Genomic DNA, 19,846 nt, shown 5'->3' with positions numbered 1-19,846 from the left:
TTTTATTAATTCTCGTAAAAGAATCGTATTATTTTTATCAATTTTATTGAAAATGAAATAAAAAAATGTTTTTCAGATGAAAAATTTCATTTTTTGTAAAGAAAATAGATTTTTTAAATGTTTTATGGAATTGCCGATTTTGCCGCATCATGCTATAAAACTAAAAGCTATGTTCAACTCTTTAATTAACGTATACAAAACCGAGTGGCTCGATCTTGTATTTGCAGACCGCAACAAAAACTATGGTGCTTATGAATTAAGGTCTAAATCTTCATCGATTATGACAAGAGCACTTTTCGTATCTGGAAGCCTTTTTATCCTCTTGTGTTTTTCTCCTTTGATTTATGCGAAACTGTTTCCAAAAGAAGAGGTACTTGTAGAAATTGCAAGGCCTGTTGATTTAACTAAAGTAATCCACGAGATGAAACCAAAGATCCCTGAACCAGAGAAAAAGGTTGAGCCTGCTAAAGCTGATCCGGTAAAGGTTAAAACAATAGCGCTTCCTTCTCAGGTGGTGGTGGTTAATAAAGTGGATATTGCTGATCCGCCAACGATTAAAGAAATACAGAATGCAGTGATCAGTGATAAAACACAAGATGGTGTTGTTGCTCCTAATGCAGTTTCAACTGATAATAAGGGTAGTGGGGATGGAAATGGGACAGCTGAGGAAGGTACAGAAAATGGTGATCCGAACGCTATTTTAACTATTGGTGGAGTAGATGAATATCCTGAGTTTAACGGTGGGGCAAAAGCATGGTCTAAATATATGGAACGTAATTTAAGGTATCCATCAAGAGCTCAGGAGGAAGGCGCTGCGGGAAAGGTATTTGTGAGTTTTGTAGTGGAGAAAGATGGTTCGATTACCGATGTATCCGTAATTAAAGGGATTGGGTTTGGCTGCGATGAAGAAGCGATTAAAGTTATTAAAAAATCGCCGCTATGGAAGCCAGGGAAAAATAAAGGGGTTCCGGTGCGTGTAAGGTATAATATGGCGATTAACTTTCAGATTTCTAATTAAACTAAAATAGTTAAGATGAAAAAGCTCGTTCCAATATTTATCTTTCTCTGTTTTGCAGCTGTACAATTAAATGCTAAGGCTAAAATAGTAGTAGATAGTGCGAAAGTGTACAGCATTAAGCTGGCTAATGCCGACTTAAAGAGGGGGCGCGTGAAGTTTCTGCTTCGCGGTGGTATCGTATCTACTTATGTTAAAGGACAGGAATTATTTGAAAAGAAATATGGTATTGCTTATTCTGAATTTGGCTGTGTAATGCCCGTAAATATTTCCATTAATGATTATAATAAAGTTGTAGCTTCTTTTATGGACCGTAAATATGGAAAGGATTGGCGTAAAGAGGTTAGGGGAGATATTCAGGGGATTTAGGAAGATAAAACCGTCACCCTGAACTTGTTTCAGGGTCTATCGAAAGGAAAGATGCTGAATCAAGTTCAGCATGACGACAACACCTCGGTGAAAATGCCTAAATGATTTTTCTATTAATGCTCTTGTAGAAAATTGTGAGGTTGGGTAAATTGAAACGGTTTGGGCGGTGCCCAGGCCGTTTTTTTTGTGCTAGTGAACTGTTAGCCTGTCCCGGTTTTTAATCAATAACGAAACGGGAATATATCTATAAAGCTGCTTCTACGGGTAAATATTTATTGTTGACTTTTTGGAAAGCAAGACCAGAACTTTTTTGTCATTACAGTCCCGCCCTTCGTTTCAAATCCTCGCCCTCGTACCTCAGACTGCGGGTTTTCCACTTCGGTCGGGTTTAGGTGGCAAGGCTGGTGGTGCTATTAAAGGTTTAATCTGGGGGCAGAAACAAGTCTTATGCCGAAGGGTAGGCTTTTGTTCAATAAACCCGACAGAGCGGTTAGCCCGCAGTGAAGTGCAGCGGAATGAGGACTATAAGCGATGGCGGGTGTACAGTAGCTATGAAAGGCGGAACGCTCATTTCATGATAAAATAAATCATTTAGAATAATACAAGAAAACCGTCATTTCGATCCGATAGCTATCGGATCGAAATGACGGTTTAAGCATCTGTTGTTATCTATCATGGTATGCTTGCTTCACAGGTTTCATCGGTAGTGAAATGGAGAGATCTATCTCCACAGATTTAGCTTCGCTGGGCCTTCGGGTTCTCGACTCCGTTGCACCCGATAGCTATCGGGGCCGCTCGAGATGACGAATGTGTTTAAACAAAAAATGGATGATGGTTTTTAATTCCGTCATCCATTTTACACCAGTTTCTTATCCTTTATTCTCAATCCACTTGCGTGCATTTACGAAGGCTTCCATCCATGGCGAAACTTCGTCTTTACGGCCTTGTGGGTAATTTGCCCAGTGCCATTGGAACAATGAACGCTCAATGTGTGGCATCATGACCAGATGGCGGCCAGTTTCATCACATAACATTGCGGTGTTGTAATCTGATCCATTCGGACTAGCCGGATAAGTTTCGTAAGCATATTTGGCCACGATTTTATATTTATCTTCTGCATATGGCAACGAGAATCTTCCTTCGCCATGCGATACCCAAACGCCTAAAGTGTTTCCGGCAAGTGTAGATAACATGACAGAATTGTTTTCTTGTAAGGTTAACGATGTGAAAATACTTTCGTGCTTGCCACTTTTGTTGTGGAGCATTTTAGGTTTTTCTTCATGATCTTTGTTAATTAAGCCCAGCTCTACAAATAACTGACAACCATTACAAACACCAACAGATAAAGTGTCAGGACGGGCAAAGAATTTCTCTAAGGCAACTCTTGCTTTTTCGTTGTATAAAAATGCACCTGCCCAACCTTTGGCCGATCCTAAAACATCAGAGTTAGAGAAACCACCCACTGCGCCGATAAACTGGATATCTTCTAAAGTTTCTCTTCCGGTAATTAAATCGGTCATGTGTACATCTTTTACATCAAAACCTGCCAAATACATGGCATTGGCCAGTTCGCGCTCAGAGTTACTGCCTTTTTCGCGGATAATGGCTGCTTTTGGTCGTGGTTTAGTTGGATCGATTACAGGTTTCTTTCCATCAAATTGTGATGGGAAAGTGTAATTTAATACATGGTTTTTATAATTGTCGTAACGTTCTTTTGCCAATCCATTGCCAGTTTGTTTGCTATCTAACAGATATGAAGTTTTAAACCAAACATCACGTAAATGGTCGATATCAAAGCTGAAGCTATCAGCAGCATTTTTAACTTCCAATTTAGCCGATTGGGTAACCTCACCAATTTTGTGGAAAGCAACGCCAGCCTGTGCAAAAGTATCTTCAACCGAAGCATCAGCCTGGAAAACGATACCAATGTTTTCTGCAAATAATACTTTAATGCTATCTGCTTCTGCTAGTGAAGACAAATCGATCGAGGCGCCTAAATCGCGGTCGGCAAAACACATTTCCAATAAAGTTGTGATTAAACCACCGCTACCAATATCGTGACCTGCCTGGATTTTATCAGCTTTGATTAATTGCTGAAGCATATTAAAAGCCGTTTTAAATTGATCAGCACCTTTAATATCAGGTGTTTCTGTACCGATTTTGTTTAAAATCTGTGCAAAAGACGAACCGCCTAATTTATAGGTATCGTTAGAAAGGTTGATGTAATAAATTGATCCACCGTTTTTTTGAAGTACCGGCTCAACAACTTTAGTAATGTCGTCGCAATTTGCGCCGGCAGAAATAATCACCGTGCCCGGTGCAATTACATCACCATCTTTGTATTTCTGTTTCATCGATAACGAATCTTTTCCGGTTGGGATATTGATTCCTAAATCGATGGCAAAATCAGAACAGGCTTTTACCGCTGCATATAAACGGGCATCTTCGCCTTCGTTTTTACAGGCCCACATCCAGTTGGCAGAAAGTGAAACACTTTTTAAGCCATCTTTTAGCGGTGCCCAAACGATATTCGAAAGTGATTCTGCAATCGCATTGCGGCTACCCGCTGCAGGATCAATCAGGGCCGAAAGTGGTGCATGGCCAACTGAAGTGGCAATGCCTTCTTTTCCCTGAAAATCTAAAGCCATTACACCACAGTTATTCAATGGTAATTGTAGGGGACCTGCACATTGTTGTTTGGCTACGCGGCCACCCACGCAACGGTCTACTTTATTGGTTAACCAATCTTTAGCCGCAACCGCTTCTAATTGAAGCACCTGTTCTAAATAGGTATTTAATTCATTGTTATTATAGGTTACAGCTTCGTACTTACGATCGATAGTTTGATCGTCCATTACGATTTTTGGTGAACTGCCAAACATGGCAGCCAATTCAAAATCCATAGGTTTTAAACCTGTTGTTGCAGATTTAAAGGTAAAACGGTGATCGCCGGTTACTTTACCTACGGTATACATAGGTGAGCGCTCGCGGTCGGCTATTTTTTGTAAGGTTTCGATATGATCATTACCGATCACCAATCCCATTCTTTCCTGCGATTCGTTGCCGATAATTTCTTTGGCTGAAAGGGTAGGGTCGCCCACCGGCAGTTTATCAAGGTCTATTAAACCACCTGTTTCTTCAACCAGCTCTGATAAACAGTTTAAGTGACCACCTGCACCGTGATCGTGAATAGAGATAATCGAATTGTGATCGCTTTCTACCATACCACGCACCGCATTTGCGGCACGTTTTTGCATTTCAGGGTTCGATCGCTGGATGGCGTTCAATTCAATTCCGCTTCCGTGCTGACCAGTATCTGCAGATGAAACGGCTGCACCCCCCATTCCGATCCTATAATTTTCTCCACCCAGAATAACGATGTTATCGCCTTCTTTTGGTTTAAGTTTTTGTGCCTGGCTGGCTTTACCGTATCCGATACCGCCCGCAAGCATAATTACTTTATCGAAACCTAATTTTCTGCTGTTTTCTTCATGTTCGAAAGTTAAAACAGAACCAGTAATCAGTGGTTGCCCGAATTTATTTCCAAAATCTGTAGCACCATTTGATGCTTTGATCAGGATATCCATCGGGGTTTGGTATAACCATGCTCTTTCTTCAACGCCTTGTTCCCAAGGGCGGTTATTTTCTAAACGCGAAAGGGCGGTCATGTAAACGGCAGTTCCTGCTAAAGGCAATGAACCTTGTCCACCTGCTAAACGGTCTCTGATTTCACCTCCCGAACCTGTTGCTGCACCATTAAAAGGCTCAACTGTAGTAGGAAAATTATGGGTTTCTGCTTTTAAGGAGATTACCGATTCGAAATCGCTTGTGGTATAATAATCAGGCTCATCGGCACGTTTAGGTGCAAATTGCTGCACTTTCGGGCCTTTGATAAAAGCTACATTATCTTTATAAGCGGAAACAATATCGTTAGGGTTTTCTTCTGATGTTTTGCGGATCAGCTTAAATAAAGAAGTAGGTTGTTCTACGCCATCGATTACAAATTTGCCATTGAAAATTTTATGGCGACAGTGCTCCGAATTCACCTGAGAGAAACCAAAAACTTCAGAGTCGGTTAATGGTCTTTCTAGTTTTTGCGCTAAAGTATTTAAATATTCAACTTCTTCATCACTTAAAGAAAGTCCTTCCTGTTTATTGTAGGCTGCAATATCGGTGATTTCTAAAATCGGCTCAGGCTTGATGTTGATGGTATAAACCTCCTGATCTAGCTTGTTGTATTTTTGAGAAAGCATCGGGTCGTAATCAGCAAAGTTTTCGTCAACCTGCTTAAATTCTTCAATCCTGATGATTCCCTGCATGTCCATGTTTTGGGTAATCTCTACGGCGTTGGTACTCCATGGAGTAATCATTGCTGCTCTTGGTCCAACGAAAAAGCCTGTTAGTGCTTTTTCTTGCGAGATTTTGGCACCGCCAAATAACCATTCAAGTTTAGTAATATCAGTGGTAGAAAGCGCTTTGTCTGTTTGTAAAACAAAAATCGCCTGCGATTGACTAAGGAAGAAATGAATCATGCTTTTTTTTTGAAGTTGCAAAAATAGTGTTAAAATTTTAAAAAGCTCATTGTAGCGTACAATATAATTGTCGTTTTATTACTTTTGACGTTAATGTAGCTTGCAGATCGTCATTTCGAGCGGACCCGATAGCTATCGGGTGCAACGCAGTCGAGAAATCTGTCAAGATAGATCTCTCCTCCGAAGGAGTTCCCTTGGAACACTTCGCGATGCTTCGGTCGAGATGACGACTTTATTTAGAGAAACCTTATGGAGGTTGACGCTGCAAATGTATTTTTTATTAAAATTTAAATTTATGTTCAATAAAATACACCACATTGCCATTATCTGTTCAGATTACGAAAAATCTAAAGATTTTTATGTGAATAAATTGGGTTTTACCGTTTTGGCAGAGGTTTACCGGGCGGAAAGGAAGTCGTATAAATTAGATCTTGCAGTAAATGGTGTATATCAGATCGAGCTGTTTTCTTTCGAAAACCCTCCTGCAAGGCCATCGCGACCAGAAGCGCAGGGTTTGCGCCATCTGGCTTTTGAGGTTGATGATATTGAAAAAGAGATTTCGCGTTTAAATGATCATGGCATTATTACCGAGCCTATCCGTATTGATGAATTTACCGATAAGCGATTTACTTTTTTTGCTGATCCTGATGGTTTGCCCTTAGAGTTGTACGAAATTTAGGATGAGTATTTTCAAGTTCAAACAGTTTGAAGTTGACCAAAGGGGTTGTGCCATGAGGATTAACACCGATGGCGTTTTAATTGCGGCGATGGCAAATCACAAAAAACCTAAAAATATATTGGATATTGGAACAGGTACCGGCGTGATTGCTATGATGTTGGCGCAGCGATTTCCTGAAGCAAATATACATGCGGTAGAAATTGACGCACAGGCTGCGGAAACCGCTGAAAAAAATTTTCAGCTATCACCGTTCAGTAATCGCTTAACCATTAACCATACATCAATTGAACAATATGAGTATGCTCAGCAATTCGATCTGATTGTTTCTAACCCACCTTTTTTTGTGAACGATTTAAAAAGTGAGGAACTTAGAAAAGGAATAGCCCGGCATGCAAATGAAGACTTTTTTAGCATGCTCATTAAAAAATCGAGTGGGTTACTGGCAAATGAGGGTATGATCTGGTTAATCCTTCCGGTAAAACAAGCCGATGAGGTTATTGGTATTGCTGCGCATTATAATTTATCGCTTGCAGAGCGGATCCATATCCATTCTGATGAAAGTAAGCCAACTTTCAGGCAGATTATCTGTTTGAAAAAAGGTGAAGTGGTTTTGAAGGAAGATGATTTTTATATTTATGAATCTTTAAAACAGCATACAGCAGCTTATAAAGAATTGCTGAAGGATTTTTTTCTGGCTTATTAGATATTTTAATAAAATTAGGTTGATTTTTATACCGCTTCTGATATAATTTCCAATAATCTGATTATCATTTGTAATTTAGGGGGCATAAATTTCGCCTAAATTAAAATGAAACGTATCCTAAATGTGTTTTTGCTGTGCTTCATGGCACTATCTTCTCTTGCTCAATCAAAAAAACAAAAAACTGGCGATCCTTTGACCGGGATTGATACCTTATTAAATAGGATATTAAAAGATCAGCAGGTGGCTGGTTTTGCGGTAGCTGTGGTAAAGGGCGATCAGGTAATCTACAGTAAGGGTTTCGGTTATCGTGATGTGGAAAATAAAAAACCGGTAACCCCAAATACGCTTTTTGCCATCGGTTCGAGTACAAAAGCCTTTACGTCCGGTCTTGTTGGTTTGTTGCAAAAAGAAGGAAAGCTTTCTTATGATGGTATTGCAACCTCTTATTTGCCTCAATTAAAGTTTTATAATGATAATATGAACAATCAGATTACTGTGCGCGATATGATGTGCCACCGCACAGGTTTATCGCGTTATGATCTGTCGTGGTTTATATTTAATACTTCCAACCGCGATAGCATTATACAAAGGGTGCGATATATGGAGCCGACTGCTGCTGTGCGCGAAAAATGGCAGTATAATAACTTTATGTTTTTGGCGCAGGGTATGATTGTTGAAAAACTGACCGGAAAAACATGGGAGCAGAATATTAAAGAAAAGTTTTTTGATCCCCTTGAGATGAACCGTTCCAATACCAATATTTTTGAATTCGAAAAGGATAATGATGCTTCTTTACCCTACACTATAAATGATAAAGGCGCTATTGAAAAGATCGATTATTTTAATATAGACGGAATGGGGCCGGCCGGAAGTATCAACAGCAGTATAAACGATATGACGCATTGGTTAAAAGTGTGGATTAACGGCGGTACTTACCAAGGAAAAGAAATTTTACCCACCTCTTATATAAGAGAGGCTGCGAGCTCTCAAATGGTGAGGGGCGGAGGTCTACCTGCAAAAGATAATGATATTTATCTGTCTACTTATGGTTTTGGCTGGATGATCAACTCTTACCGTGGTCATTATATGGTAGAGCATGGTGGTAATATCAATGGCTTTTCGGCTAGCGTATCCTTTTTTCCGACCGATAATTTGGGTATTGTGGTGTTAACCAATCAAAACACCTCAAGTGTTCCAGAAATCGTATACAGCAGTATTGCCGACAGGGTGTTAGGGTTGAAAAATATCGACTGGAATGGTAGGGCCCGTAAAGCAAAAGCAGAAGAGAAAGAAAAGGAAAAGGCAGCAAAAAAAACAGCTGAAAATACCCGCGTTTTAAACACCAAACCTTCACATCCTTTAAAAGATTATGATGGTCTGTTTGATAATCCTGCTTATGGTGTGATCAATGTATCGTTTAAAAACGATTCGCTTTTTGCCATGATGGGAAAAGAGAAAATTTTGCTTAGGCACTATCATTATGATGTGTTCAGCATCAGCGGTATCGATAAAAAAGGAAAGATTGATACGGCAGAAAGTGATCTGCGTTTTAATTTTATCAGCGGACAGGACGGCAAACTTGAAGGGATTAGTATTCCGCTTGAACGGGGAATGAAACCAGCCATTTTTACATGCAAACCAAGAACCGTTGAGTTGAGTGCTGCAGCCTTAGAAAGTTATACCGGTAGTTACGGTGAAAAGGGGATGGCCAAGGTATATTTAAAAGGCAAAACTTTATTTGTCTCAGTACCTGGTCAGCCAGAGTATGAAACCATTTCGGTAGGAAACGATACTTTTAATTTTAAAAATCTAAAAGGCTTTAGTTTAAAATTCGAGAAGAAAGAGGATATATCAAAAGCTTTGTCTGTTTCGTTTATACAACCTAACGGGACATTTAAACAGGTAAGGCAAAACTAGAAGAACAACCCGGTCATCGGGCTTAATTAGGATTTATGCCGATGATAATATCCTATAAATAAAAAACGATGATTTATTGAATTTTGCTTAACGTTTAAGTTAAAAAACATCTTTTTTATGGCTGTTTTAAAAGGGCGAAAAATAATTTGCCAGTAATTAAAGTTGTAAAACGCAATGGGTATTAACTTTACAAAATGAAAAAAATAGGATTAATTTCTGATACCCATGGTTTTTTAGATGATGCGGTTTTTAAACACTTCGATGGTGTAGATGAAATTTGGCATGCCGGCGATTTTGGACCTGATGTTGCCGAACCTTTGGCAGCATTTAAACCTTTGCGCGGGGTATTCGGAAATATAGATGATGCAACTATCAGATCTGAATTCCCTGAACAAAATCGATTTAGCTGCGAAAGGGTTGATGTTTGGATGACGCATATAGGTGGATATCCAGGGAGATACTCGTCTTATGTTAAGCCTGAAATATACACTAACCCTCCGAAATTATTCATCACCGGGCACTCGCATATTCTGAAAGTGATGTTCGACGAAAAAATAAAATGTTTGCATATAAACCCCGGTGCTGCAGGAAAACACGGTTGGCACAAAGTGAGAACCCTCATTCGTTTTTGCATAACTGATGAAAATATTCATACCTTAGAGGTTATAGAGTTATCGGGTAGATAATGTAAAATTTACACTAAGTATGGTTTGTGGCGTTAAAACACTAGGACAATTTATTATAGAAAAACAGGCAGATTTTCCATATGCTAAAGGTGAACTTTCGAGGTTATTGAGGGATATTGGTATTGCTGCAAAAATTGTAAACCGCGAAATTAATAAAGCGGGTTTGGTTGATATTTTGGGTGATATGGGAACCATGAATATTCAAGGCGAGGAACAAAAAAAACTTGATGTTTATGCTGATGAGCAGTTTATTGCTGCACTAACCAGTGGTGGCGAATGCTGTATTGTAGCTACCGAAGAAGAAGATGAAATTATCCATATCGAATCACCGGTTTCTCAAAATGCCAAATATATTGTTTGTATCGATCCTTTAGATGGTTCATCTAATACGGATGTAAATGTTGCTGTAGGGACAATTTTCTCTATTTATCGCAGAAAATCGGTTGATGGCAGAGCCAGTATAACGGATGTGTTGCAAAAAGGTACGGAGCAGGTAGCTGCCGGTTACATTATTTATGGTTCATCTACCATGTTGGTTTATACCACAGGAAAGGGCGTTAATGGTTTTACATTAGACCCATCAATTGGTGAGTTCTGTCTTTCACACCCCCAGATGAAAATACCCGAAACAGGTTATATGTATTCGGTAAATGAAGGCAATTATGTCCATTTTCCTGATGGCGTTAAGAAATATATCAAATATTGCCAGGTAGAGGATGAGGCCACTAAACGCCCATATACATCGCGTTATATTGGTTCGATGGTTGGCGATATTCACCGGAATTTAATTAAAGGCGGGATTTATATTTACCCAACCACTTCGCGCTCGCCTAATGGAAAATTGAGGTTGTTATATGAATGTAACCCAATGTCTTTCATTATTGAGCAGGCTGGGGGCAAAGCCAGCACAGGTTTTGATCGTATACTCGAAATTGAACCTACAGAATTGCATCAGCGGGTTCCGATTTTTATCGGATCAAAACATATGGTAGAAAAGGCTGAAGAAATGATGATGTTGTATACAGCAAAATCAATCTCGATTGATGCCAATGTAGAAACGAAACTAGAGAATTTAAATGTAGTTGGCGGGATTGATTAATATTGGCTAAATCTTACTTCTCTCTGCTTCAAAAAAAGTATCTATAGCCAGGTTTTGTTTGTCTTGTGAAGCAAAAACAGCTAAACGGTCGCAACGCTCATTCTCCGGATGATCGTTGTGACCTTTAATCCAGATGAATTTCACTTTGTGAAGTTTATATAGTTCCAGGAATCTCAACCACAGGTCTTTGTTTTTTTTATCCTTAAAATTTTTGGTTACCCAGCCGAAAACCCATTTCTTCTCCACAGCATCTACTACATATTTCGAATCAGAGTAAACGGTTACCTGTTGATTTAAGCTTTTTAATGCTTCTAATCCTTTTATTACAGCCAATAGCTCCATGCGGTTATTCGTGGTCATTCTAAAGCCGCCACTTAATTCCTTATAATGCTGTCCTGCCCTTAAAATTGTACCCCAACCACCTGGTCCTGGGTTTCCGCTAGCTGCTCCGTCTGTATAAATTTCGATCATAAACGCCGTAAAGTTATGTTTTTAGGTTCAAAATAGCTTGTTTTATCTGCTTCTGAAATTTTTTTTCAATTTCAAATAATTGAATGTTAAGGAATTAAAAATTAGTTGTAAAAACTTTGAAAAAAATATTTGCAAGAAATATTAAAAGTCGTACTTTTGTGACACTAAAAAATACGGTGGCTGTAGCTCAGTTGGTTAGAGTATTGGTTTGTGGTGCCGAGGGTCGTGGGTTCGAGCCCCATCAGCCACCCGTAGCTGGGGAAAAGAGTCTTTTAAAGATACTTTTCCCCTTTTTTTTGCTCCTAATTCTTTGTTTTTCAGGAAGATACGCTCGGCTATTTCGTTGATCAAAAGTGTTCGATATCGGTCTCCATCAAAAAATAGCTGCTCATTATAACCGGTTGTGCAGGGATATTTATGCTTTGAGCCTCCCTTTATCAGTAGAAAGCCGTCGGGATTTTTAATGGGCGATTCATACCCAACTTTCAGCTGTACTTAGGTAAATACTGAATCGGCAGGCATAATGTTGCAATTGTTCCCTTACCATCGTCGCCTGCACGGATATTGAAATTTGCCAGATTCGTTTGATTTTGAAGATTGATGATTTCGATCCGCTCCAGAATGGAGTCGATGCCCATTGATTTTTCCTTGATCCCCATTTTTACGTTTTTTTGCTGTCCGGGATGATAGCCCTTGCCGTTATCTTCTACCGTAATGCAAATCTTCCCCTCGCCCTGCTTCAAACTTACTTTAAGTTTGGCATCGGGCCGATTGTCTATAATGAGGCCATGCAAAATTGCATTTTCTATTAAAGGCTGAATAAGCATTGGCGGCAACAATAGTTTTTTGAGTTCAATATGCTCATCAAGGTCAAAATCGTAAGTGAATGCATGGTTATAGCGCATGGCCTCCAATTCGGTATAGAGTTCTATGGCCTTCCACTCCCGGTCTGCCGTAACCAGGCTTTTTGTTGAATTTTCGAGTATCAACCGGCTTAGCCCGGCAAATTTTTGAATAAGCCGGGATGCCATTTTTTTGTCGTTTTCCATAATGTACGACTCTATTGAATTGAGCACATTGAAAATGAAATGCGGGTTCATTTGTGCACGGACAGCCTTTAACTCGCTCTCTGACAGGCGCTGTTTAAAACTGAACTGTCTACGGATATAGGCAATGCGTCTCCGCCATAAAAAAAGAATAAGCGCCATTATGGCGATAATACATAAAACAGTAAACAGATTTGTTTCATACCAATAGGGCAAAACGGTAATAAAAAGACTTTCTTCCAAGCTGAACACCTCGTCGTTATTGCAGCCTTTTATATAGAGTTCATACCTACCGTTGGCCATGCTTCCCAGAGCAATATCGCCATTTTTTACCTGCTGCCAGTGCGCATTTTTGCCTATCTTATAAAAATACCTGTTCTCTTGAGGTGCTGTAAAATTAGTAGTGGCAAAGTGGATATTAACGATTTTGGTTCCTGCCTCAAGTGTGATGTGCTTTTCTTTATCGCTTACCTGCACCGTCTTTTCACGGCCATCAGCACTGATATCCATAAAAATAACCCGTGGAATGGCCGTATTTGTTTTGACATGATAAGGATTAAAGCGGGTTACAAAACCACTGAAGCTCAACAGGAAATTGCCTGTTCTGTCGATCTCAAAAAAACCATGGCCTTCGTATTGGAAAGGAAGTCCGTTATTGATGTTAAAAAAGGTAAATGTCTTCTTCCTATCGTATTTAATGATGCCCTGTTGTGAGGGGATCCATAAATTGCCAAGCGTATCTATCAATATTCTTTTGAGGTAATTTTCCGGCAGCCCCGATCTGTTGTCGATCAGCAATCCGGTTCCACTTGTTTTGTTGATCTTGATCAGGCCAGCATCCGATACGGCCCATATCGTTTTTTCTCTGTCTTCTGTAATGTCGGTTACCCAACTGATCTCACATTCTTTTCCATCTATACCTTTAACGGCAATTTTACTAAAAGCATCTTTTGAAGGAACATAACGGCTGATGCCCTTGGTAGCACCTATCCAAAAATCACCTTCCTTATCCATTAGGCAAGAATATACTGCACCGTCTATGCTCTTACCATCCGGTTTGTACTGTTTAACGAATGTTCCCTTCATCGGGTTAAAGAGGTAAATGCCATTCTGCCTGGCCCTTATCCAAAACTGGCCGTCTTTCCTTTTATAGATTTTTGATACGGCAAGGTTATCTTTATTGCTCAGGTCTACCGGTGGGAAATAGAGCTTGTACCGAGATCCCGTTTTTTTAACCAGACCTGAATCTGTGCTGAACCAAAAATTCTTTTTATTGTCCTGGTAAATACTGTTTATTGACTTGCTGAGCGCACTTTTGGCATTTTCGGGTATTTGCAAAATATGCGACAAAAAATGCCAGTTTTTATCAAATACATAAATACCTTTTGCATAGTAGCCTGTGATATAAAAACGGTCTTTGGTTTCGAGCATGTTATTGGGCAGCCCGAAAAGTTTGGGATTGTTTAATTTTAGCTGCTGGTACAAAGGGATGTTTTCAAAATTCTGAAGGTTGGGGTCGATAATACTGATTCCGTTATCTGTTGATAGCCACAACCGGTTTTGCCTGTCTTTTGCAATATGATAGATGTTAAATGCGTTTAGGGAAGCGGGATTTAAAATATCGGACACGTACTCTTTTAGCCTGTTGTTTTTTAAATCCTTTAGTACAAAACCTCCACTGGCTGCAATACAGAGCCAGTTGTTCTGGTGGTTATCCGTCCACTCAATTATATCGTTTACCTTGGTATTGGGTTTGTTGAAAAAGGTCGAAACCACAGGTTCAAGCATATGGTGTTTCGGATCAAAACTTTTAAGGCCGCCATCTCCCTGCCCCAGATAGATTGTGCCATTTGTAGCCTGAAGTAAGGTAATGTTATAGTCCTTTTGATGATAAGGGATCAATTTTTGATTTTTTTCATCAATCAGGTACAGGCCATAGGCTCCCAGCGCCCATAATCGATGTTCCCGGTCTTCTTTAATCAGGTTAAATGAATTGTAGTCTTCTTTTGCGCCGTTTATTGTTGGCGGGAGATAGGTCGTGAAAATATTTTTTTTATAATCAAACAACTGCACGCCGGCACTGGTCGCAATCCATAACCTATTCTTGCTATCAAAAAAAGGTATGCAGTTCCAATTGCTGGCCAAACTGTTTTTGTTATTGGCGTCATGAAAAAAGTTAACGGCTTTTCCGGTCCGTGGATTAAACCGCGATAGTCCCCTTATCGTACCTAACCATAAATGCTGTTCCGGATCACTGGCTATGTAAACCACCGCATCGCTGCAGATAGAGGTGCTGTCACTAACCAAATGCCTGAACTCTTTTATCCCTGTGCCATCATAGCGGTTTAATCCTTTGCTGGTTGCTATCCAAATAATCCCGTTTTTATCTTCATAGGTGCATTTTACGGCATTGGTACTCAATCCTTCCCTTACTGTGAGCTGGTTAAATTTTAGGTTGGGAAAAGACTGTCCGCTAACTCCCAAGCTACATAAGATTAAAATAAGATATAGGCCAGTTAGAATTTTCATTTAATCGTATTAAGTGGCGTATTGTAAGCGTTAATTGGGTTAGGCAGCCAGGTAATAATTTGGCAGACAAAGCATTGCAACGGTTCCCTTTCCGGCTTCCCCCGGATGGATCAAAAAATTGGCAGTACCGTTTTGATTCTGCAAGTTAATCATTTCTATTCTTTCGCGGATGGACTGTATACCTATCGATTTTTCCTTGATCCCCATCTTATCTTGAGGGTTGCTTTGGGGATAGAATCCCTTACCATTGTCTTTAACCATAACGCAGATGCCCGTTTCAATCTTTTTGATACTGACTTCCAAATGGGCGTCTGGTTGGTTATCGACAATAAGACCGTGTAATATTGCATTTTCAATCAGGGGCTGAATCAACATGGGCGGAAGCATCAGCGCTTTAAGATCGATAGATTCATCCAATTTAAAACTGTAGCTAAACGAATTGTTATAGCGCATGGCCTCAAGTTCGGTATACAGTTTTAGCGCTTTCCATTCGCGGTCGGCCGTAACCAGGCTCCTGGTCGAATTTTCGAGGATCAGTCTGCTCAGTGCCGCGAATTTCTGGATCAATCTGGATGCTGTTCTTTTATTATTATCCATGATGTAAGATTCTATGGAGTTGAGCACATTAAAAATAAAATGCGGGTTCATTTGTGAACGGATGGCCTTTAGTTCGCTCTCCGAAAGCTGATTCTGATAACTTAGCTCCCTATTCAGTTGTTCCGTCTGTTGTTGCTTTAAAGCACTCTTGAGCTGCAGCTGTCTGATCCTGTACCTGTTGTATAAAAATAATAAAACCGAACTTAAAACCACCACCACCAAAATACCATAAAGCCAGAGCTGTTTAAATTCAAGTTTGTTTAACTGCAGCTCTTTGTCGCGAATGGCGATTTCTCTTTCGCTATCCAGTGATGCAATCTTGTTTTTGATCTCCTGTGAATAGATCGAATCCTGAAGTTTAATGTGTTTCTTTAAGTTGTACAGGGCCAATTTATAGTTCTTTTTATACTCGCTTAGTTGGGAGTAAGGCAATGTAAGCTGAAAGACGAGGTCGGTTATTCCTGCCTGTTCACTCAATGAAATGCTTTTTGCAAAATAGTTTTCCGCATCTGCAACCATCTTTTCCCGATCGAGGTTTAGTTTTTTTTCTACAAGTCCCAATTTTCTGGCATCTTTCAGTATTTCCAGGTAAACAAAGCCAAAATTACCAAGATTGGCAATGGCGTTTAAGTTGTTGGGCGCAATCCGGTCCCAGATATTTTTGGCCTTATTAAGGTAATCGATCTGTTTAATTGGATCATCGCTATAAAGATCGACCATTTGGGTATAAATAACGGCTTTTCCAAGTTCGTCGCCCGTTTCCAGGTAAAGTTTAAGCGCTTTTTGATAATATGGCTTAGCCTGTTCTTTCTTTCCATCAAAAGCATAACTGTTGCCCAGCATTTCAAGGTTTTTAGCTTCATACGCTTTAAAGTCCAGCTGTTTAAAAAGCCTATCTGCCCTAAGGGCATAGTACCTTGCTTTTTCGAAATTGCGCTGTTGAATGAACAAAGTCGCAATATTGGTTTCAGATAAGGCAATGAGCCTGTTATCGTTTTCTTTTTCTGCCCTTTTTAAAGCCTTAAAAAAATAAGTCGCCGCCTCAGTGTATCTGCTCATCCGTTGATAAACTGCGCCGATATTCATGAAACTTACTATAGTAATCTGCCTGTCCTTTAATTCCTGTGCTAAAGCCAGCGCTTTTTTTTGATTTTTTATGGCTTCGCCGTTTTTGCCGATGTCTAATTGTATGGTGGCAATATCATTGATGCATAACATCATTCCGTGTTTATACCCGATTTTAGAGGCTAGTTCAAAGCCCTGTCTCGCGTATTCCATTGCCTTTTCCGGATTGTTTGCGGCCAGGGCCGAATTGAGCTTAAAAAGAAGATCAACCCTGTCGGTGTCTGCCATTGGAGTGTCTAGCTTCTTAGTAAGGATCTCTATTTTAGCCTTTATTTTTTCTTGGGCAAGACCTTTTTCCGTTGCGGAAAAAAGAAAAAAGAAACAAAGAATAAATTTTACCGACCTGTCCATCACCGTTATTATATCAGTTCAAAATAACTGATAATGGCACATATTTCTTTTATCGTTCGCTAAATGAAAAGACCTGTTCGCTCATTTAAAAGCCCTGTTCGCATAACACGGGTTTAAAAGCGCCCTTTATCGGGCATTCCTTTCATATACATCAGCTTTTGAACCAACTTGATCTGTGAGACACCTGGGCTCCCTCATCATAAAATATGTCCCGCTCATTAAGAGTTGTCCTCCAATCATTCCCGAAAAATAGCACTGTAGGTTCTTTTAATATTGTACCGGCAAAACGATAATCTACTTATATCTATAAAAAATTAAAACCATGAAAAAAATCAGTTTAATGATAGCCTGTTTCCTCCTGATTGTTTTCTCCTGTAAAAAGGATAAAACCACTGAAGAAAGCGAAGTAGTTAAAGGCAACCTGAAAGAGGTGGTAGAAACAGTCAATGGCATTACCTATAAAATTTTTACAGACAAAAATGCTACAACCTTTAAAGGTATTTTGGTAATGGGTAGTGGCAATGATGAGAACAATCCCACGGAAGGAGGCTTAACCGGAGCGGCTGAAACTGAAATCTGCGAAAAAGCCGCCGCCAATGGATATGCTGCCGCAATAGTAAAATACCGTAAAGTACCTGGCACTACCGATTGGAACAATAGCGCCAAAATGGTTGGCGAAGATTTCGATAAATGTATTGTGGCCATAGCAGGTAAATATAATATAGACAAAAATAAATCGGTTGTGGGAGGCTACTCTTTTGCAAGTTTTATGCTGCTTACCAATAGTGCCTATTATAATTCGATACCGTATTGTAAAGGGATATTGGCTGCCTGTGGCGCAACAGGATCTGACCAGGCAAGCAAGTTAAAGAATCCAGTTTTTAGTATTACCTGTAAAGGTAACAATGAAGGCGATTATTCGGGCAAGGCCCTTTATGATCAGATTCCTGTTAACTCAGTAATCAAAGCCAAGAGCGAAGGCATCACTGATAACAGTTGTAACACGCATTGTGGGGGCAACTGGACCGATCAGATGTATGCCAAAATGGTAGCCTGGCTGAAATAATCCCCAATGATAAATATTAATGCTTAAAACGATGAAAACATTACAATCACTCACATTGGTTTTATCTACGCTTACATGATCTGCCTGTGTGCAGTTGCAATAAACATGACAGAGCAATAAGGCCGTTAATGCCATTGATAATATCAATGCGTTGCCAACAGGTACGGTATTAAGCACAGATTATTTTGAACCTGTTGGTGAAGGGGGAGCGCCAGGCTGCCAGTCATAAAACACAGTTCCGGTACTAACATCAGTTACCTTTTTTTAAAAATAATACTATGAAAAATTTAAAAAACAATTCAACAAAAATGCTCATGCTAATCGTTTTATTCGTTTTCGCTTCTTGTAAAAAAAACAGAGAGAATAATGAAGATGGAGCAAAAGCAGGAAGTTATACCTATCAGGGGAAAACAGTAAATATTACAGGGGCCGATTATAGGGATGTTGGAGAAGACGGGCCATGGATATTTTTTAACGGACCATCATATAGCGATGCCGTTCAGCTCCGTTTCCCAAGAGCAGGTGCGGATATTCCAACCGGCGATTTCGTATACAATGGTGCGGTTTATACCAATGGCGGTTATAAACCCCTCACCAATTTTAATGGTGGTATGGTTACTACAGAGGCTAGCATTCTTGGAGACGCCATTAAGGGAGGTAGTGTAAAAATTAAAAAAGAAGGTGATGGGTTTGCGATTTCTTTTGACGTAACCACGGCTAATGGCCCGTTAAAAGGGAGTTTTACAGGTACGCTTGCAAAAAAATAACTTGTTACCGCCCTGATATCCGTGCCGGATAAAGTTGGATATCAGGGTTAAAAAAAACTATTTAGCCAATACAGCCCATTCACTGGTTTCCGAAACAGAAGGATCTATTGAGGTTGTTCATTTGATTAATGGTTATAAAAAAATAACATCATGAAAAGTTTAAAAAACACATTGAAATTGATGCCCGTAATGTTATTACTGGTATTGGCAGGTTGTAAAAAAAAAGATAGTATGCCAACACCCGATGGTGAAAATCCAGACGGCAATAAGGGTATTTCGGCAAGCGAACTGGTAGATTATTATATTGTTGCAGAACATAAAACCGGTGGCAATAAATTACTGGTAGTTTATTTTTCTCAAGAGGGAAATACAGTAAAGGCAAATGCACACCTGCAGGGTTCTTTACGGATTAACGAGGTAAAGATAGGCAGCTCTAAATTTAGTATCGACTATAATGCCGACGGAAAATCGGTATATACCTTTACAGTAGCAAAAGATGCCGACGGAAAATTAAAGTTGAATGCATACGATTTCATCTATAATGGGGCAGGAGATCAGCTTTCCTATGCCACACTGGTCAAAAAAACAGAAGCGGTTGCATTTGCCAACTCATCTTTTAAAACGGGCGATATTCTTTTTAAATTTACCGGAACGGATCTACAATGGGATGTTAGGTTAAGGAAAAGTGGCGAAATACAGATTCCAGGAGGGCAGCCCATTGTAAAGTACGATACCCTGCCGGAAGTAACCCTGCCTTATTATGGCATCACCAATATTGCCTTTAAAACAAATGCAGATGAGTTTATGGGCGTTACAGTTCCGGGCTGGAAGAACATAAATACGCCTGTAATGCTGGTGGAAAGATCCGATGCCGTGTTTGTTGCCACCAGGCAA

14 protein-coding genes and 1 tRNA gene are annotated in these 19,846 nt (G+C 39.7%); 11 read left to right on the top strand and 4 right to left on the bottom strand.

Translation table 11 applies throughout. From position 1 onward, the window contains the following. Positions 1-169: 169 nt before the first annotated feature. Positions 170-1,018, top strand: a complete 849-nt coding sequence (locus ASU31_RS24420; RefSeq protein WP_167346240.1) for an energy transducer TonB — start codon at positions 170-172, stop codon at positions 1,016-1,018. A 15-nt stretch (positions 1,019-1,033) separates the two neighbouring features. Then, positions 1,034-1,384 carry an FEKKY domain-containing protein gene (locus ASU31_RS24415; protein WP_057934862.1) on the top strand — a complete coding sequence of 117 codons (351 nt, stop codon included), beginning with the start codon at positions 1,034-1,036 and terminating at the stop codon, positions 1,382-1,384. A gap of 869 nt (positions 1,385-2,253) precedes the next feature. Here ASU31_RS24415 and purL read toward each other — a convergent pair. Next, positions 2,254-5,952 carry a phosphoribosylformylglycinamidine synthase gene (gene purL / locus ASU31_RS24410; RefSeq protein ID WP_280739892.1) on the bottom strand — a complete coding sequence of 1,233 codons (3,699 nt, stop codon included), beginning with the start codon at positions 5,950-5,952 and terminating at the stop codon, positions 2,254-2,256. A 259-nt stretch (positions 5,953-6,211) separates the two neighbouring features. On the opposite strand from purL, the gene gloA2 reads away from it, so the two are divergent. The 5 genes from gloA2 (at position 6,212) to fbp (ending at position 11,000) form a co-directional block, all read left to right on the top strand. Beyond that, entirely contained in the window at positions 6,212-6,595 is a 384-nt protein-coding gene (gloA2, locus tag ASU31_RS24405) for an SMU1112c/YaeR family gloxylase I-like metalloprotein (protein ID WP_057934886.1), read from the top strand. A gap of 1 nt (position 6,596) precedes the next feature. Next, entirely contained in the window at positions 6,597-7,298 is a 702-nt protein-coding gene (locus ASU31_RS24400) for a tRNA1(Val) (adenine(37)-N6)-methyltransferase (protein WP_057934860.1), read from the top strand. Positions 7,299-7,403: 105 nt separating this feature from the next. After that, positions 7,404-9,215 carry a serine hydrolase gene (locus ASU31_RS24395; RefSeq protein ID WP_083505520.1) on the top strand — a complete coding sequence of 604 codons (1,812 nt, stop codon included), beginning with the start codon at positions 7,404-7,406 and terminating at the stop codon, positions 9,213-9,215. A 194-nt stretch (positions 9,216-9,409) separates the two neighbouring features. Continuing rightward, positions 9,410-9,901, top strand: a complete 492-nt coding sequence (locus ASU31_RS24390; RefSeq protein WP_057934858.1) for a metallophosphoesterase family protein — start codon at positions 9,410-9,412, stop codon at positions 9,899-9,901. A 19-nt stretch (positions 9,902-9,920) separates the two neighbouring features. Continuing rightward, positions 9,921-11,000, top strand: coding sequence for a class 1 fructose-bisphosphatase (gene fbp / locus ASU31_RS24385; RefSeq protein WP_057934857.1), 1,080 nt, complete (start codon positions 9,921-9,923; stop codon positions 10,998-11,000). A 6-nt stretch (positions 11,001-11,006) separates the two neighbouring features. Here the strand turns inward: fbp and rnhA are convergent, their stop codons facing one another. Next, the gene (gene rnhA / locus ASU31_RS24380; protein WP_057934856.1) at positions 11,007-11,471 is read right to left on the bottom strand and encodes a ribonuclease HI; all 465 of its coding nucleotides are present in this window, start codon (positions 11,469-11,471) and stop codon (positions 11,007-11,009) included. Positions 11,472-11,647: 176 nt separating this feature from the next. Between rnhA and ASU31_RS24375 the strand changes: the two genes are divergently transcribed. Further along, positions 11,648-11,721 (top strand) — tRNA-His (locus ASU31_RS24375). Between the two features lie 235 nt (positions 11,722-11,956). Here ASU31_RS24375 and ASU31_RS24370 read toward each other — a convergent pair. Next, positions 11,957-15,046, bottom strand: coding sequence for a ligand-binding sensor domain-containing protein (locus tag ASU31_RS24370; RefSeq protein WP_057934855.1), 3,090 nt, complete (start codon positions 15,044-15,046; stop codon positions 11,957-11,959). Between the two features lie 39 nt (positions 15,047-15,085). Then, a complete protein-coding gene (locus tag ASU31_RS24365) occupies positions 15,086-16,996 on the bottom strand; it encodes a tetratricopeptide repeat-containing sensor histidine kinase (RefSeq protein WP_167346239.1) in 1,911 nt (636 codons plus the stop codon). Between the two features lie 445 nt (positions 16,997-17,441). On the opposite strand from ASU31_RS24365, the gene ASU31_RS24360 reads away from it, so the two are divergent. From ASU31_RS24360 to ASU31_RS24350, 3 genes are all read left to right on the top strand, one after another. Beyond that, on the top strand, positions 17,442-18,185 hold the full coding sequence (locus ASU31_RS24360; RefSeq protein WP_057934853.1) for a hypothetical protein: 744 nt from the start codon (positions 17,442-17,444) through the stop codon (positions 18,183-18,185). A gap of 278 nt (positions 18,186-18,463) precedes the next feature. Beyond that, the gene (locus tag ASU31_RS24355; RefSeq protein WP_057934852.1) at positions 18,464-18,952 is read left to right on the top strand and encodes a hypothetical protein; all 489 of its coding nucleotides are present in this window, start codon (positions 18,464-18,466) and stop codon (positions 18,950-18,952) included. A gap of 150 nt (positions 18,953-19,102) precedes the next feature. Continuing rightward, the coding region (locus tag ASU31_RS24350) for a hypothetical protein (RefSeq protein WP_157258283.1) at positions 19,103-19,846 on the top strand (744 nt) is incomplete at its 3' end.

Source organism: Pedobacter ginsenosidimutans (genome assembly GCF_001442625.1).
Lineage (GTDB): Bacteria > Bacteroidota > Bacteroidia > Sphingobacteriales > Sphingobacteriaceae > Pedobacter > Pedobacter ginsenosidimutans.
This window is presented reverse-complemented; position numbering and strand designations above follow the sequence as displayed.

Coding starts and splice junctions, on each gene's coding strand:
- fbp (WP_057934857.1), top strand. CDS start 9,921: ATGGTTTGTGGCGTTAAAACACTAGGACAATTTATTATAGAAAAACAG.
- ASU31_RS24370 (WP_057934855.1), bottom strand. CDS start 15,046: ATGAAAATTCTAACTGGCCTATATCTTATTTTAATCTTATGTAGCTTG.
- ASU31_RS24365 (WP_167346239.1), bottom strand. CDS start 16,996: ATGGCAGACACCGACAGGGTTGATCTTCTTTTTAAGCTCAATTCGGCC.
- ASU31_RS24360 (WP_057934853.1), top strand. CDS start 17,442: ATGAAAAAAATCAGTTTAATGATAGCCTGTTTCCTCCTGATTGTTTTC.
- ASU31_RS24355 (WP_057934852.1), top strand. CDS start 18,464: ATGAAAAATTTAAAAAACAATTCAACAAAAATGCTCATGCTAATCGTT.
- ASU31_RS24420 (WP_167346240.1), top strand. CDS start 170: ATGTTCAACTCTTTAATTAACGTATACAAAACCGAGTGGCTCGATCTT.
- ASU31_RS24390 (WP_057934858.1), top strand. CDS start 9,410: ATGAAAAAAATAGGATTAATTTCTGATACCCATGGTTTTTTAGATGAT.
- gloA2 (WP_057934886.1), top strand. CDS start 6,212: ATGTTCAATAAAATACACCACATTGCCATTATCTGTTCAGATTACGAA.
- ASU31_RS24400 (WP_057934860.1), top strand. CDS start 6,597: ATGAGTATTTTCAAGTTCAAACAGTTTGAAGTTGACCAAAGGGGTTGT.
- ASU31_RS24395 (WP_083505520.1), top strand. CDS start 7,404: ATGAAACGTATCCTAAATGTGTTTTTGCTGTGCTTCATGGCACTATCT.
- ASU31_RS24415 (WP_057934862.1), top strand. CDS start 1,034: ATGAAAAAGCTCGTTCCAATATTTATCTTTCTCTGTTTTGCAGCTGTA.
- rnhA (WP_057934856.1), bottom strand. CDS start 11,471: ATGATCGAAATTTATACAGACGGAGCAGCTAGCGGAAACCCAGGACCA.